Source organism: Pseudomonas sp. ZT5P21, from assembly GCF_054897785.1.
Genome location: NZ_CM142705.1, coordinates 828,057 through 841,905, shown reverse-complemented (window position 1 = coordinate 841,905; position 13,849 = coordinate 828,057). Strand labels below are relative to the sequence as shown.

The following is a 13,849-nucleotide window of genomic DNA, read 5'->3' as shown; positions in this document are numbered from 1 at the left end:
TGGCATTAACCTACGAAGGGATTTCGCCGTGCGCTGGCTCAGGATTGCCATAGGTTTCACTGTCACGTTGCTGACGTTGCTCTGCATGCTCCCGGCCCAGGCCGCGCAAGGCAGTGGTTGGGCGGTATTGCTCGACGAACAGGGCGACCTGCAGCTGAGCGATATCCGTTCCGCTCGCTACACCAACCAATTCAGCCCCACCGAACTTGAACGCCTCACCGCGGCCGAGCCCGGCGGTGCGCTTTGGCTGCGCTTCAGGCTGTCACCTGGCAAGCACGAGCAGCTACTACGGGTGTTTGCGCCCGACCTGTCGCACCTCAATCTTTATGTGCTGGACGGTGACAAGCTGATCGATCAGCTGAACACCGGCACCGAACAGCCTCAGGTTGAACGGCCATTACCCAACAGCGACTTCATGTTGCCGTTGCCGCAAAGCGACAAACCCCTTGATGTTTACCTGCGCCTGGTTTCCGAACACCAGTTGCGGCCTTACATCACCCTGCAATCAGCAATCATGACCGCAGCCAATCAGAGTCAGACACTGATTTACGGCCTGCTGTTCGGCTGCATCGGCATGCTGGTTCTGCACAACCTGATTCGATACGCGTACACCCGGTCGCGCAGTAGCCTGTGGCTGGCGGGGTGTGAAGCGTTGCTGATGCTCAGCCTGGCGCTGCTGCTGAACCTCGCGGGACCGTGGTTACCGGACTGGCGCGCGGTGCAAACACCGGGCGCCTACCTCGCCTTGCTATTGACCGCTCCGTGCGGGCTGATGTTTGCCTACCGCTTCTTTGCCCCGCTCGGCCCGCATCCGCTGAACAAACTGCTGCTCGGCGATATTCTGCTCATCACCGTCTGCGGCCTGCTGCTGTTGTTCGTCAATACGCTGCCGCTGAACATCATCACCTATACGCTGGTCGCCCTGGCGGGCCTGACGATGTTGTTCGTCAGCGCCTGGCACTGGCAAAAAGGCTATCGCCCGGCGCGGCTGTTCGTGGCAGCCATGGCGGTGTTCAACGTCGGCACGCTGATTATCCTGCCGGCTCTGCTGGGGCTGACACTGATTGAACCGCAAGGCCTGATCACCGCCCTTCTGGTATTCATCTGCATCAGCGGCCTGCTGATGAGTATTGCCCTGAGTGAACGCCAGCGCAGCATCACCGAAGACCGTTTCAGTGTCAGCCGCGACCTCGCTGCCAGCAACGCCGAGATCAACGCCAAGGCTGAATTCCTGGCGAAAATCAGCCACGAAATCCGCACCCCGATGAATGGCGTGCTGGGCATGACCGAGCTGTTGCTGGGCACACCACTCTCGGTCAAACAGCGCGACTATGTGCAGACCATCCACAGTGCCGGCAATGAACTGCTGACCCTGATCAACGAGATTCTCGACATCTCCAAACTCGAATCCGGGCAGATCGAACTGGACGACGTGCAGTTCGATCTCAACGCGCTGATCGAAGATTGCCTGAGCATCTTCCGCGCCAAGGCCGAACAGCAGAACGTCGAACTGATCAGCTTTATCCAGCCGCAGGTGCCGCGGGTTATCAGCGGCGACCCGACACGCCTGCGCCAGACCCTGTTGAGCCTGCTGGAAAACGCCCTGAAGAAAACCGACGAAGGCGAAATCCTGATCGTCGTCGCCCTCGACGAGCGCAGCGCCAAACCACGCTTGCGCATTGCCGTGCAGGACAGCGGCGAGCCTATGGATGCCGAAGAGCGCGACGCGCTGATGCACGCCGAACTGCACAGCAAGAACTTCCTCTCGGCCACCCGACTGGGCGGCAACCTCGGGCTGGTGATTGCCCGCCAGTTGATTCGTTTGATGCAAGGCGAATTCGGCGTCAAGAGCGGCGCCAACCAGGGCAGTACCTTGTGGCTGACCTTGCCCTTGGACCCTGACCGCCTCGAACACCCGACTTCCGACCTCGATGGCCCGCTGCAGGGTGCACGGGTGCTGGTGGTGGACGACAACGACACCTGCCGCAAAGTGCTGGTGCAACAGTGCAGCGCCTGGGGGCTGAATGTCAGTGCCGTGCCGTCCGGCAAGGAAGCGTTGGCACTGTTGCGTACCAAGGCGCACCTGCGTGATTACTTCGACGTGGTCCTGCTGGACCAGAACATGCCCGGCATGACCGGCATGCAACTGGCGGCCAAGATCAAGGAAGACCCGAGCCTGAACCACGACATCCTGCTGATCATGCTCACCGGCATCAGCAATGCGCCGAGCAAGATCATCGCGCGCAACTCCGGGATCAAGCGCATCCTCGCCAAACCGGTGGCCGGCTACACCCTCAAGACCACGTTGGCGGACGAACTGAACCAGCGCAACAAGGGCCTTGCCGTTTCGCCGCACCAGCCTACAGGCCCGACCCTGCCGGTCAAGGTGCCCAGTGATTTCCGCATTCTGGTCGCCGAAGACAACAGCATTTCGACCAAGGTCATTCGCGGCATGCTGGGCAAACTCAACCTGCAACCGGACACCGCCAGCAATGGGGAAGAGGCCTTGCAGGCAATGAAAGCGCAGCGTTACGACCTGGTATTGATGGATTGCGAAATGCCGATCCTCGACGGTTTTTCGGCCACCCAGCAATTGCGCGCCTGGGAAGTCGGCAACCAGCGGGTTCGCACCCCTGTCGTGGCGTTGACCGCGCACATCCTCGCCGAACATAAAGAGCGTGCACGTCAGGCCGGCATGGACGGGCACATGGCCAAACCGGTCGAGTTGTCGCAGTTGCGCGAACTGATCGAGCATTGGGTGGCCCAGCGCGATCAGCAGATCCGGGCGACAGCTCAAACGTCCTGAGCCGACAGACCCGGCAACGCCTGATAGACTCCCCCACGACTTCCCTCGCCAGTGAGCTTGCACCATGCTCCATGTGTTGTTCAGCGTTTATCTGAAGATGCTGGTGCTCTATAGCCCGTTCTTCGTATTGTCCTGCTTCATCAGCCTGACCCGCGGTTACTCACGCAAGGAACAACGTCGGCTGGCGTGGAAAGTGGCGACTGCCACGCTGGTATCCAGCGTCTTGCTGTACCTGTTCGGCCGGGTCATTTTCAACGTGTTCGGCATCACCGTGGACGCGTTCCGCATCGGCGCCGGCAGCGTGCTGTTCATCTCGGCGCTGGGCATGGCACAAGGCAAGTCGGCGGTCCAGACCGACAACGTGCAGCAGGACGTCACCATCGTGCCGCTGACCATCCCCCTGACCGTCGGCCCCGGCACCATCGGCGCGCTGCTGGTGATGGGTGTGAGCCAGCCACACTGGGACGACAAACTCACCGCCATCCTCAGCATCGCCCTGGCCAGTTTCACGGTAGGGGTTGTGCTTTATCTGTCGAACCGCATCGAGCGGATTCTTGGCGACCAAGGGCTGCAGATTGTCAGTCGGTTGATGGGGTTATTTGTGTGTGCACTGGCGGCGCAGATCATTTTCACGGGGGTCAAGGGATATCTGGTGCCATAACCGCAGCGACGACTGGAAGCCAGAGGCGCGAAGCCTCTGGCAACCGGAATGATTTAAACCGGTGAAAACTCCATGAAAACTGCTTCTCTGAGAGCGTCGAGATACTTGATGCACTCAGCCTCTTTCCTCAAGTCCTCCTCGTGGATAGTAAAGTGTGCTTTACCTTGATAGATCTCAACGTCAGAGCTGTTCCACTCAACAAAAATAACTTTTGTATTGTTGGTCGATGAGTCGTAGCGCACCGTGCCTACGACCATAGTGACTTCAGCGTCGGCGTCTTGCTTGCAAACGGAAACGCCGAAATTTGCACCACTGCCTTCCATTGCATGACGCTCGAACAGTTTGACAGCATCGGGTTGTTTCTTTAGTGCCTCAATGGTTTTTTCTGCTACAACTTTCAATGCACTCCCAGCGGGGCCCGCCACGCCGCCGGCAACAGAGTAAACAATATCCAGCGCTACATTATCCATCATCAATTTGGCGGTAGTGGACTTGTATTGAGTAAAGGCACTGTTATAGCGGGTCCAGCCCATGGCGAACATCAGTTTATTGAAGCAGTCGTAGCGGTCGACCTTCTGTGCTTTATCAGGATAAAGAAGTTTGGAAGCAATATCGGCATAAGCGTATGTATTTTTTACGATGCGCTTGTTACGCCGTGTCATCCCTTCCAGGAAGCCAACGATACCGCTGCCCATGATCGCGGCGTTCAATTCATCCCGATCAATCGGTAATTGCACTACCGCTGCCGAGCGCGACTGAATCTTTGGACCGATCAGCTTTAGTTTAGCCTGACACTCTTCAAGGCACTGATCAAAATAGGCACTCAACTCAACTTCATTCTTTTTATTCATTTCCAAATCCATTTAATTGTAAATATAAAGCGACCCAATCAGGCCACTCACTAAAACCTATCGCACCAAACAAAGTCTTTCAACACCCTTAAAAATACAAAAAAAGAAAACCGGAACTAACAAATAACAACCCCACCACAAAACTCACATCAGAACAAATAGAACCAGGCTAGCTTCAAGCAAATGAATACGCACACTTCAGCGCCTCGCGCCAATAAAGCGAGAACCTGACCTATACAAAAAAGTAAATAATCCCACTCACCAAGTTCATTCGCAAGTAACGTTTCGCTACTCGGACAGGAGTTAACCTACATTCTCCAACGCTTTTTTTACCGACTAAAATGAAAAAAGCCACGACACTTCGAGCGATCACTCGACTGCCATGGCCTTTCAACGAAGAGCAAATCTTCAGGAGGAGGGTTTTTCTCCGTACCAGCGCGGGGTGTACACCCAATCACCACCACCCGCACGCGTAAACACGCAGGTCGTGGACGATCCCACCAGGACCATGGTGCGCATATCCACCTGGTCCGGAGTCAACTGTCCGAGGGTTGTCACTCGCAACGTCTGACCTGGGCGGCCGATGTCGCGCCCCAAAACGACGGGCGTCTGCGGCGTACGGTGCCGAGCGACGATTTCCAGCGCTCGCCCAAGCTGCCAGGGACGGGAGCGTGAGATCGGGTTGTAGAACGCCAGAGCGAGATCGGCCTGCGACGCCAGGTCGAGGCGCTTCTCGATAATGTCCCAAGGCTTGAGGTTGTCCGACAGCGACAACACGCAGAAGTCATGCCCCAACGGCGCACCGGCCTGGGCGGCTGTTGCCAGTGAGGCAGAGACACCCGGCAGGATTTCCAGCTCGACGTTGTGCCACGACACATCGATAGACTCGTGAAGCGCTTCCAGCACTGCAGCGGCCATGGCGAAAACGCCCGGATCGCCCGAGGAAACCACCACCACCGAACGCCCTTGCGCCGCCAGCTCGAAAGCGTGACGCGCGCGCTGCATCTCTTCGCGGTTGTCGGTGCAATGCATCGTTTGATCGGCGCGGAACGGGCCCGCCATGCGCACATAGGTTTCGTAGCCCAGCACATCGTTGGCGCGCGCCAGTTCAGCCTTTACCGCCGGCACCATCAACTCGGCAGCGCCAGGGCCCAGACCGATCACCGCCAGACGGCCGCGAGCACGGCCAATCGACATTGGGTCCAAAGGCTGTTCCGCAACCGCGATGGCAATGGCGTCGTCGCCAAAAATCGAAACAGGCTGGCCGGCGGCATTGCACACCAGTTCGCTGAGCGCACCAGCATCGTTGACAAAGCGCAACGGCACGCCCAACTCAAGTGCCGCTTCACGCAACGTCGGGCTGGCCATTTCACTGTCGGCAGCCAACAGCAACGCCACGGATTGCACAGCGATTTTTGCCTGATGCAATGCATCACGAATCGACGTCGGCAAGTTGCCCACGCTGGCGCCGACCGCCACCAACACGTTGCGCGGATAAATCAAAAGTTCGTTCGCCGCAGGCGTACGCTCGGCATAGCCCACATGAACGGCCAGCCGCGCTTGCGGGTTTTCGGGCAACTGCGCCTGCGCCAACCACGGCGCCTCGCCTTCGATGCGCACTGTTTCACCGGCCAGCAAGTCAGAAACAAAGCGCTTGCCAAGCTCCAGGTCGCCGAGGGCATAACCACTGGGTGGATTAAGCAGGCACGTGCCGAATCGCAACTCACCACTGGTGGTGATCGCCGCCGCCACGTTCAGTGCAGCCGCGATTTCTCGCGCCAGCACGTTCACGCCACCCAGACCACCGAGCAGCGGCACCACCGCGCTGCCGTCTTCGGCAACGGCCAGCACCGGCGGCTCAGCGCCTTTTTCCAGCAGCAATGGCGCCAGTGTGCGGATCACGATACCGGCCGCGCACAGGGCAATGATCGGCGTGTCCTGCTGATACAACTCGCGTAAGGTGGCGCCGAATTCGTGATAGACACGGTCCGCGCCCTCAACCCGCTCGGCCAGACCGTGGATCAAGGCCCCGGTGTACACCTGCTGAATCTTGCGCGCGGTCGCGAGGCTGCCATTGCCGAGAATGACAATCGCCGGAACTGGACGAGTCATCAGCCTTGCCACCTTTCACCCGGAACGATGATCAGCGAGAAGTATGGCGAGGACATCGGCTCCACCTCGCCCAGCGGCACGATCTTCTGATTGGCCATGGTTGCGCGTTCAACGTACAGCGCACGCTTCGCCAGACCGAGCTCTTCGAGCACCTGACGGACCTTGGGAAAGTTACGCCCCAGCTTCATGATCACCGCCGCGTCGGCATCGGCCAACCGGCGCTTGAGATCGTCGTGAGGCAACACGCCGGACAACACCGACAAGCTCTGATTGCGGTACACGAGCGGCGCACCGAGTACCGAAGCGCCGCCGAGCATCGAGCAGACACCGGGCACGACTTCGGCCTCATAGCGTTCGGCCAGACGATCGTGCAGGTACATGTAGGAACCGTAGAAGAACGGATCACCTTCGCAGATCACCGCAACGTCACGTCCGGCATCGAGATGAGCAGCGAGTTCGTCGCCGGCTGCATCGTAGAAATCACTGATCACCTGTTCATAGGACAGCGGCGCCGGCAACGCTTCGGTGGTGACTGGATACACCAGCGGCAGCAAGGTTTGTGCATCCTGCAAATGCGCTTCGATGATGCCGAAGGCGTTGCCCTTTTTGCCTTTGGCGACGAAGTACGCCACCACCGGCGATTCGCGCAGCAGGCGCAAGGCCTTGACGGTAATCAGTTCCGGATCACCGGGGCCGACGCCGAGGCCGATCAAACGTCCAGGTTGCTGCATCATTCGATCTCCGTGGCGAGGGCATTGACGGCGGCGGCGGCCATGGCGCTGCCGCCCAGCCTGCCTTGCATGATGACGAAAGGCACGCCGCGACTGTCCGCCGCAAGCGCTGCCTTGGATTCGGCGGCGCCGACGAAGCCCACCGGGAAGCCGAGAATGAGCGCCGGTTTCGGGGCGCCGGCGTCGAGCATTTCCAACAGATAGAACAGTGCGGTCGGCGCGTTGCCGATCACCACCACGCTGCCTTCCAGGTGCGGACGCCACAGCTCCAGCGCGGCGGCAGAGCGAGTGTTGCCCAACTCGCGAGCCAGATCCGGAACGCTTTCGTCACGCAGGGTACAGATCACTTCATTGTTCGCCGGCAAGCGCGTGCGGGTCACGCCTTCGGACACCATCCGCGCATCGCACAGAATCGGCGCGCCAGCGGCCAGCGCATCGCGACCAGCCTTGCCCGCACCTTCAGAAAATTGCAGCCCATCAATCGCATCGACCATGCCGCAGGCGTGAATCACACGGACCGCGAGTTTTTCCAGATCGGCAGGGATTCGCTTGAGGTTGGCCTCGGCGCGAATGATCGCGAAGGAGTTGCGATAGATCTCCTGACCGTCGCGAATGTAATCAAGCATCAAGGGGGCTCCGTGAACGGGCGGCGAGCAAGGCGTCGACCGCTTCAATAGTAAGGTTGCGTGCGTGCAGGGCGCCGAAACCCGGCTGCCCCGCTTCGCGAAAGTAGAGGTCGTAATGACCGGGGCTGACAGCCAGTAAAGTGACTGGTGCGGTATGCGCGGCGGCGCAAGAACGCAAGCAGCCGGTCAGATGCACGTTCAGTAACTGGCCATGACGCCGCAGCAGCGCGGCCAGTTGTCGAGCGTCGCCTTTGGTGTCGGCCAGGCCTTTGCCGCAGCCACTGGAACCGGTGCAGGCAATCAACCGGGACAAGGGCTGATCCGCGTCGCACAACAGGCCCAACCGATGCAGGCGCCCGATGACGTCATCTGCATGTTCCTGGCGAATGTTCGGCAACAGCAGGCTTTGCCATGGCGTGAACCGCAGCGTTGCGTCGCCGTACTCCTGCGCCAATCGAGCGACACCCCGCAGCATCGCGCAATCGAGTCGCCCCAGCGGCGGTACGGCGCCAATATAGACATACTCGGCTTGCGCCTGCGGATGGGCGCCAATGTGCAGAATGTTTGAGGTCAATGAACGCTGCCAGGCTACAACGGATTTGAATGGCACACGTTCGGCCAGGCGGGCGAGAAACCCGGAGGCAGTGATTTCGCTTAGCAAATGGCGCATTCGCGTTTGATCGGGCTGCGCCAGTTCCAGGAACAACTCCAGCACGGCGACCACCAACGCATGGCCATCTTCCAGCGCAACCGAACCTGCCGGCCAGTCGGTGGGACACCCCGCCAAACCGAATGCCAATCGCCGCTCGCCCGCTCGCTCGACGGCGGACAACCACAGATCATGGGGGTGTTCGAGCATCGCGACCCCTTCACCACCATCAAGCTGCACGGCGAATTTGGCACTGAGGTTGTGAAAGGGTTCGTGCTCTTGCAGGGTAGCGAGGATCTGCTGAGCCAAATCGCGGGTGTCGAACAGCATCTGCCGGTCAATTCCTGCGCCCGGGCTTAGCATCAGATTGCGTACATCGTCGCCCGCCGCATTCGAAGGGCCGAGGCCCGCGGCGAACAGACTTGCGATCAACGCAGCCTGTTCATGTGCGATGCCACGAATCTGCAGGTTAGACCGGTTCGTCGCCTCGATCACTGAACTGCCGTAACGCTGTGCACCATCGGCAATGGCGTTGGCCTGCACAGCACTGATGGCGCCGCCGGCGAGTTTTATCCGGCAGATACCCCCATCCCTGGCCTGCACGATACGCAGCAACCCCGGACAAGCCGAGGGGCGCAACGCGAGGGGCAAAGGGAGTTTGTTCAAAAGGACGACCGATCAGAAGTGGAAGCGCCTCCGGATGGAAGCGAGCGGTATTATGCCTGCTTTGCCGTACGGCATCCTAAGACCGCGTGTCGCAAACGCTTCGCCCCTCAATCAATCAACGACGCCCCTCACAGACGCTCTGAATAAAACTCGAATATCGCGTCAGCGACAATGTCGAGCCGGTCGTTTAACGTTGGACGGACCTCATCAAACCTTGCTCTGTTCAGCGTGAATGGCACAGCTCGATGCGTGAGCGTTACGTTGCTCTCGTTCCAGTCCCAAAACAGAAACTCTTCGCGCTGGACTCGCGCCCTCAGCGAGTAATCATTCAAACCCAATGACAATCGCCCCTGGCTGTCATATTCAGCGGGCGCAATTGCAAACTCCTTGCCACGCAGGCTTCCTTTGGACAATGACCAAAGGGCTGATGAATTAGTCAATAACGCATCAAACATATCTTTTGTAACTTTCGCCATTGGACTGTTAACAGCAGAGATCACATCCCAATAAGCCTGATTTAGTTGACCAGAGAAGTTTCTGTAATATTTCTCGACAACGCTGCCATCTTCGTACTCCCAGCCCATGCTCCACAGCGTGATGGCAAACAGGGAAAACCAACCTTGGGGATCTGTTTGACGATCGCGCTCCTGACTCGCAAACCACTGCGCATACCGCACGCTGGCGTTGACGTCTCGTTTGTCCTGACGGGACACGCCCCTTGCCGTGCTGACCAGATTTCCTCCCAACAAAGATCCCGCGGCGCCTGGTTGATCAACCGTGACAAAACGCGGAATGACCGTTGTCTGTCTCGGCCCGAAGTCACGTTCGAATGTTTCGGAATAAGCCGTCAAGTCCAGGCATCCTGCTTTCTTGATATCCATAGTCAATTCCTTTTAAACCATTAAATAGTTAATCCAAGAAAGTTCAGGCTATACAACTTTCAAACCACCATCCACCGCCCGAAACAGCCAACTTAAAACATTCTATTACTCGCATTCACTGCCGGCGCGTATCATGTGCCGCTTTATACAGATGAACAGAGCACACACATGGCACGCTGGCTGACCGTGACAGGCATTGGTGAGGATGGCTTCAAAGGTTTGGGCAAAAACGCCCGTCATGCGTTGTTGGCTGCGTCGAAGATCTTCGGCAACCAACGACAATTGGATCTGCTCCCGGCGTGCATCCCTGGTGAACGCCAATTGTGGCCAAGCCCGTTTTCCCTCGATGCATTGCTGGCCCTGCGCGGGGAACCGGTCTGCGTCTTGGCCAGTGGCGACCCGATGTTCTTCGGCGTCGGCGCCAGCCTCGCCCGGCAACTGCCCAGCGACGAAATGCTAATCTTGCCGGCGCCCTCATCCTGCTCGCTGGCCGCCGCGCGAATGGGCTGGCCATTGCAGGAGGTGGTCACGCTGTCGATCGTCGCCCGCCCGATTTCGGCGCTGAACGCGCAGTTATTCAGCGGCGTTCGTCTGCTGGCGCTCAGCAACGACGGCCAAAGCCCTGCGGCGATCGCTGCGCTGTTACGCGAGCGCGGATTCGGGCCGAGCCGTCTTACCGTGCTGGAACATGTGGGCGGCGCAGCCGAACGGCGCATCGACGGCGTCGCCCACGATTGGGCCGACCCGGTGATTGCCGACCTTAACCTGGTCGCCATCGAATGCATCGCCGAAGCCGATGCGCCTCGTCTGTCGCGATTGGCCGGCCTCCCGGACTCGGCGTTCAAGCATGACGGTCAACTGACCAAACGCGATGTGCGCGCAATCACCCTCGCTCGACTGGCCCCGGTGCCCAGTGAACTGCTGTGGGATGTCGGCGCCGGCAGCGGCTCGATCGGCATCGAATGGATGCGGGCCCACCCGAGTTGCCGGGCACTGGCCATCGAAACCGATGAAGGACGGCAACTGTTGATTGAGCAAAACCGCGACGCGCTGGGCGTACCCGGTTTGCAACTGATACGCGGCAAAGCACCGCAAGCCCTCGCCGGACTTGAGCGCCCGGATGCGATTTTCATTGGTGGCGGCATCACTCGCGAGGGCGTGCTGGACACCTGCTGGGCCCAGCTGAAACCCGGTGGCCGCCTGATCGCCAACGCCGTCACGCTGCAAAGTGAAATGACTCTCATGGCCTGGCGCGAGCAGCACGGCGGCGAGCTGACGCGCATTCACATTGCCCAGGCGCAACCGCTGGGCGACTTCGACACCTGGCGCCAGGCGCTGCCGATTACCTTGCTGGACGTGGTCAAACCTTTCGATGCGTGATGAAACCGCCGAACAACCCGCACCGCTACGCAGCGGCCTCACGACGGGCAGTTGCGCCACCGCAACCAGCCTTGCGGCCGCTCGCTTGCTACTCGGTGGCGAGCGCGCGGATGCAGTGGACATCGTCCTGCCCAAAGGCAAGCATGTGCAGATGCGCCTGGAGTTTTGTCGGCTAGTGGCTGACGGCGCCGAAGCCGGCACTATCAAAGATGCCGGCGATGATCCGGACGTGACTCACGGCGCGCTGCTCTTTTCCCAGGTGCGATTGAACGCGGAACCGGGTATTCGCTTCAGTGCTGGCCATGGTGTGGGCACAGTCACTCGGCCAGGGCTGGTGTTGGGTGTTGGCGAACCGGCGATCAACCCGGTGCCACGCAAGATGATCACCGACCACCTGACCTTGCTCGCTGAAGAGCTTGGCTATCACGGCGGTTTCGAGGTCACGGTAAACGTCGAGGGCGGCGAGGCGCTGGCGTTGAAAACCATGAACCCACGGCTGGGCATTATCGGTGGCTTGTCGATCCTGGGTACCAGCGGCATCGTCCGGCCGTTTTCCTGCGCGGCTTACATTGCCTCGATCCATCAGGGCATCGATGTGGCGAAAACCAATGGTTACCTGCACATCGCCGCATGTACCGGCAACGCCAGCGAAGACACCATGCGCCGAGTCTACGACTTGCCGGAAATTGCCCTGATCGAGATGGGCGATTTCGTCGGCGCCGTCTTCAAGCATCTGCGCAAAGTGCCTGTGGATAAACTCAGCCTGTGCGGCGGCTTTGGCAAAATCAGCAAATTGGCAGCCGGGCACATGGATTTGCACAGTCGGCATTCGAGCATCGACCTGCCGCAACTGGCCGAATGGGCCGCGGACGTTGGCGCTGATGAAACGTTGCAGCAGGCGATCCGCGAAGCCAACACCAGTCAGCAAGCCATGGCGATGGCCAGCGCGGCGGGCATCGCGCTCGGCGACGCGGTCTGTCAGCGCGCGCTGGCATTTGCGCGCAGTGTGGTGCCGGCGCAGGTTCAGGTCGAAGTGTTTGCCATCGATCGCCAGGGCGCGATTGTTGGCCATGCGGGAGCTTTTCAATGAAGCGCATTTTGCTGCTCGGCGGCGTGACAGAAGCACTGGCGATCGCTCGTACGCTTGGACCCACGCACATTTACAGCCTGGCCGGCGTCGGTCGAGTACCGACCGATCTGAATTGCCGGGTGCGCGTCGGCGGCTATGGCGGTGCTGAGGGCCTGGCGCAGTTCCTGCGCGATGAATCCATTGATCTGCTGCTGGACGCGACGCATCCGTACGCGGCACAAATCAGCCAGAACTCGGCGACTGCCGCGCAGCTGGCCGGCATTCCCTGCTGGGCACTCAGGCGTCCGGCCTGGCAGCCGCAAGCCGGGGACGACTGGCGCGAAGTCAGCGACTGGGCCGAGTTGATCGAAGCGATGAAACCGTTCCAGCGACCACTGTTCACCCTCGGCCGCGAACCCTTGCAACATCTGCGAGAAATCCCGCCGGAGCAATTCTGGACGTTGCGCGCACTGGATGTTTATCCGGGCAACGAACGCTGCGAAGTGATTGGCGCACGCGGGCCGTTTCTGATCGACGATGAACGCGAGCTGTTTGAACGTCGGCAGATCGATGTGCTGATCAGCAAAAACAGCGGCAGCACCGCCACCGAGCCGAAACTGGAGGTGGCGCGGGAACGGGGGGTACCGGTGCTGGTGTTGAAAAGGCCGGTGTTGCCGGGGGTTGATCGGCAGTTTGGGGATGTGGGTAACCTTCTGACGGCCCTGTCTGTGTCGGACCTTTCCTGAAACCTGGAGAGCCCTGCGACTTTGCCCGCAAAACTCTAGGAAAGAGCCGGCTGTAACGTCAATAGCTTCAATTCTATATTTCGGTCCGGCTCGATTCGCTGAGAGACACCATTGGAAAAGCTCGGATCATCGCCAGACCAACTGCAGCCGGACATGGAAATTTTGGCGATTGCGAACCTGTAGGTGAATCTGTCCATGAAATGCCTGTTCATCACGGTCCGGGCTACAACGTGTACTTCACTCATCGAGGTGAGAAGGTTTATCTGCTTCTGGTGGGAGGGGACAAATCGACTCAAAAACGAGATATCAAACGCGCTATTCAAATGGCGCAAAACACGGGTAATGAGGAGTAGATTATGGCCGAACAATTCACCCGTTTCGATGCCGCCGAGTTTCTCAAAACCCCAGAAGAAATGGCCGCTTATCTGGACGCTTGCTTTGAAGAAGATTCCGGCGACGGCGTTCTGATACGCGCGGCGCTCAACGACATCGCCAGAGCACAGGGAATGACGCAGGTTGCACGTGATGCGTGCCTGGGTCGCGAGAGCCTGTATAAAGCATTGAGCAGCACTGGCAATCCGGAATTCGCGACTATCATGAAGGTTATGAAAGCCTTGGGCCTGCGTTTACATGCCACTGCGATCTGATGCGCTGCGACACCACACCGCATG

At 59.3% G+C, this 13,849-nt stretch carries 13 protein-coding genes; 7 read left to right on the top strand and 6 right to left on the bottom strand.

What is annotated here, in order from left to right:
* Window positions 1–28 precede the first annotated feature (28 nt).
* Together ACYZT9_RS03800 and ACYZT9_RS03795 are read left to right on the top strand one after the other, a co-directional pair.
* Window positions 29–2,806: a hybrid sensor histidine kinase/response regulator gene (locus tag ACYZT9_RS03800; RefSeq protein WP_462008637.1), complete on the top strand. Its 2,778-nt coding sequence runs from the start codon at window positions 29–31 to the stop codon at window positions 2,804–2,806.
* Window positions 2,807–2,870: 64 nt separating this feature from the next.
* Window positions 2,871–3,467, top strand: coding sequence for a MarC family protein (locus ACYZT9_RS03795; protein ID WP_017336334.1), 597 nt, complete (start codon window positions 2,871–2,873; stop codon window positions 3,465–3,467).
* Window positions 3,468–3,520: 53 nt separating this feature from the next.
* Here the strand turns inward: ACYZT9_RS03795 and ACYZT9_RS03790 are convergent, their stop codons facing one another.
* From ACYZT9_RS03790 to ACYZT9_RS03765, 6 genes are all read right to left on the bottom strand, one after another.
* Window positions 3,521–4,318 (bottom strand): hypothetical protein, encoded by a 798-nt coding sequence (locus tag ACYZT9_RS03790; RefSeq protein ID WP_462008636.1) that lies wholly within the window; start codon window positions 4,316–4,318, stop codon window positions 3,521–3,523.
* 408 nt (window positions 4,319–4,726) lie between these two features.
* Window positions 4,727–6,430, bottom strand: coding sequence for a precorrin-3B C(17)-methyltransferase (gene cobJ / locus ACYZT9_RS03785; RefSeq protein ID WP_462008635.1), 1,704 nt, complete (start codon window positions 6,428–6,430; stop codon window positions 4,727–4,729).
* Complete coding sequence (locus ACYZT9_RS03780; RefSeq protein WP_462010150.1) at window positions 6,430–7,161, bottom strand: precorrin-2 C(20)-methyltransferase; 732 nt, start codon at window positions 7,159–7,161, stop codon at window positions 6,430–6,432. The genes cobJ and ACYZT9_RS03780 overlap by 1 nt, the downstream gene beginning before the upstream one ends.
* A complete protein-coding gene (locus tag ACYZT9_RS03775; RefSeq protein WP_462008634.1) occupies window positions 7,161–7,787 on the bottom strand; it encodes a precorrin-8X methylmutase in 627 nt (208 codons plus the stop codon). The genes ACYZT9_RS03780 and ACYZT9_RS03775 overlap by 1 nt, the downstream gene beginning before the upstream one ends.
* The gene (gene cobG, locus ACYZT9_RS03770) at window positions 7,780–9,087 is read right to left on the bottom strand and encodes a precorrin-3B synthase (RefSeq protein WP_462010149.1); all 1,308 of its coding nucleotides are present in this window, start codon (window positions 9,085–9,087) and stop codon (window positions 7,780–7,782) included. Before cobG ends, ACYZT9_RS03775 begins: the two co-directional genes overlap by 8 nt.
* 143 nt (window positions 9,088–9,230) lie before the next feature.
* Entirely contained in the window at window positions 9,231–9,983 is a 753-nt protein-coding gene (locus ACYZT9_RS03765) for a hypothetical protein (RefSeq protein WP_462008633.1), read from the bottom strand.
* Between the two features lie 168 nt (window positions 9,984–10,151).
* On the opposite strand from ACYZT9_RS03765, the gene cbiE reads away from it, so the two are divergent.
* The 5 genes from cbiE to ACYZT9_RS03740 all read left to right on the top strand — a co-directional run bounded on the left by cbiE (window position 10,152) and on the right by ACYZT9_RS03740 (window position 13,825).
* Window positions 10,152–11,363: a precorrin-6y C5,15-methyltransferase (decarboxylating) subunit CbiE gene (gene cbiE / locus ACYZT9_RS03760; RefSeq protein WP_462008632.1), complete on the top strand. Its 1,212-nt coding sequence runs from the start codon at window positions 10,152–10,154 to the stop codon at window positions 11,361–11,363.
* Window positions 11,356–12,453, top strand: coding sequence for a cobalt-precorrin-5B (C(1))-methyltransferase (locus ACYZT9_RS03755; protein WP_462008631.1), 1,098 nt, complete (start codon window positions 11,356–11,358; stop codon window positions 12,451–12,453). Before cbiE ends, ACYZT9_RS03755 begins: the two co-directional genes overlap by 8 nt.
* Window positions 12,450–13,178 carry a cobalt-precorrin-6A reductase gene (locus ACYZT9_RS03750; protein ID WP_462008630.1) on the top strand — a complete coding sequence of 243 codons (729 nt, stop codon included), beginning with the start codon at window positions 12,450–12,452 and terminating at the stop codon, window positions 13,176–13,178. Before ACYZT9_RS03755 ends, ACYZT9_RS03750 begins: the two co-directional genes overlap by 4 nt.
* A gap of 77 nt (window positions 13,179–13,255) precedes the next feature.
* Window positions 13,256–13,531: a type II toxin-antitoxin system RelE/ParE family toxin gene (locus ACYZT9_RS03745; RefSeq protein ID WP_462010148.1), complete on the top strand. Its 276-nt coding sequence runs from the start codon at window positions 13,256–13,258 to the stop codon at window positions 13,529–13,531.
* Window positions 13,532–13,534: 3 nt separating this feature from the next.
* Window positions 13,535–13,825: an addiction module antidote protein gene (locus tag ACYZT9_RS03740; RefSeq protein WP_462008629.1), complete on the top strand. Its 291-nt coding sequence runs from the start codon at window positions 13,535–13,537 to the stop codon at window positions 13,823–13,825.
* The last annotated feature ends 24 nt before the right edge of the window (window positions 13,826–13,849 follow it).

What these genes read in the sequence shown, in the direction of transcription:
- ACYZT9_RS03755 (WP_462008631.1), top strand. Translation starts at nt 11,356, where the DNA reads ATGCGTGATGAAACCGCCGAACAACCCGCACCGCTACGCAGCGGCCTC.
- ACYZT9_RS03790 (WP_462008636.1), bottom strand. Translation starts at nt 4,318, where the DNA reads ATGAATAAAAAGAATGAAGTTGAGTTGAGTGCCTATTTTGATCAGTGC.
- cbiE (WP_462008632.1), top strand. Translation starts at nt 10,152, where the DNA reads ATGGCACGCTGGCTGACCGTGACAGGCATTGGTGAGGATGGCTTCAAA.
- ACYZT9_RS03750 (WP_462008630.1), top strand. Translation starts at nt 12,450, where the DNA reads ATGAAGCGCATTTTGCTGCTCGGCGGCGTGACAGAAGCACTGGCGATC.
- cobJ (WP_462008635.1), bottom strand. Translation starts at nt 6,430, where the DNA reads ATGACTCGTCCAGTTCCGGCGATTGTCATTCTCGGCAATGGCAGCCTC.
- ACYZT9_RS03765 (WP_462008633.1), bottom strand. Translation starts at nt 9,983, where the DNA reads ATGGATATCAAGAAAGCAGGATGCCTGGACTTGACGGCTTATTCCGAA.
- ACYZT9_RS03740 (WP_462008629.1), top strand. Translation starts at nt 13,535, where the DNA reads ATGGCCGAACAATTCACCCGTTTCGATGCCGCCGAGTTTCTCAAAACC.
- ACYZT9_RS03775 (WP_462008634.1), bottom strand. Translation starts at nt 7,787, where the DNA reads ATGCTTGATTACATTCGCGACGGTCAGGAGATCTATCGCAACTCCTTC.
- ACYZT9_RS03780 (WP_462010150.1), bottom strand. Translation starts at nt 7,161, where the DNA reads ATGCAGCAACCTGGACGTTTGATCGGCCTCGGCGTCGGCCCCGGTGAT.
- ACYZT9_RS03795 (WP_017336334.1), top strand. Translation starts at nt 2,871, where the DNA reads ATGCTCCATGTGTTGTTCAGCGTTTATCTGAAGATGCTGGTGCTCTAT.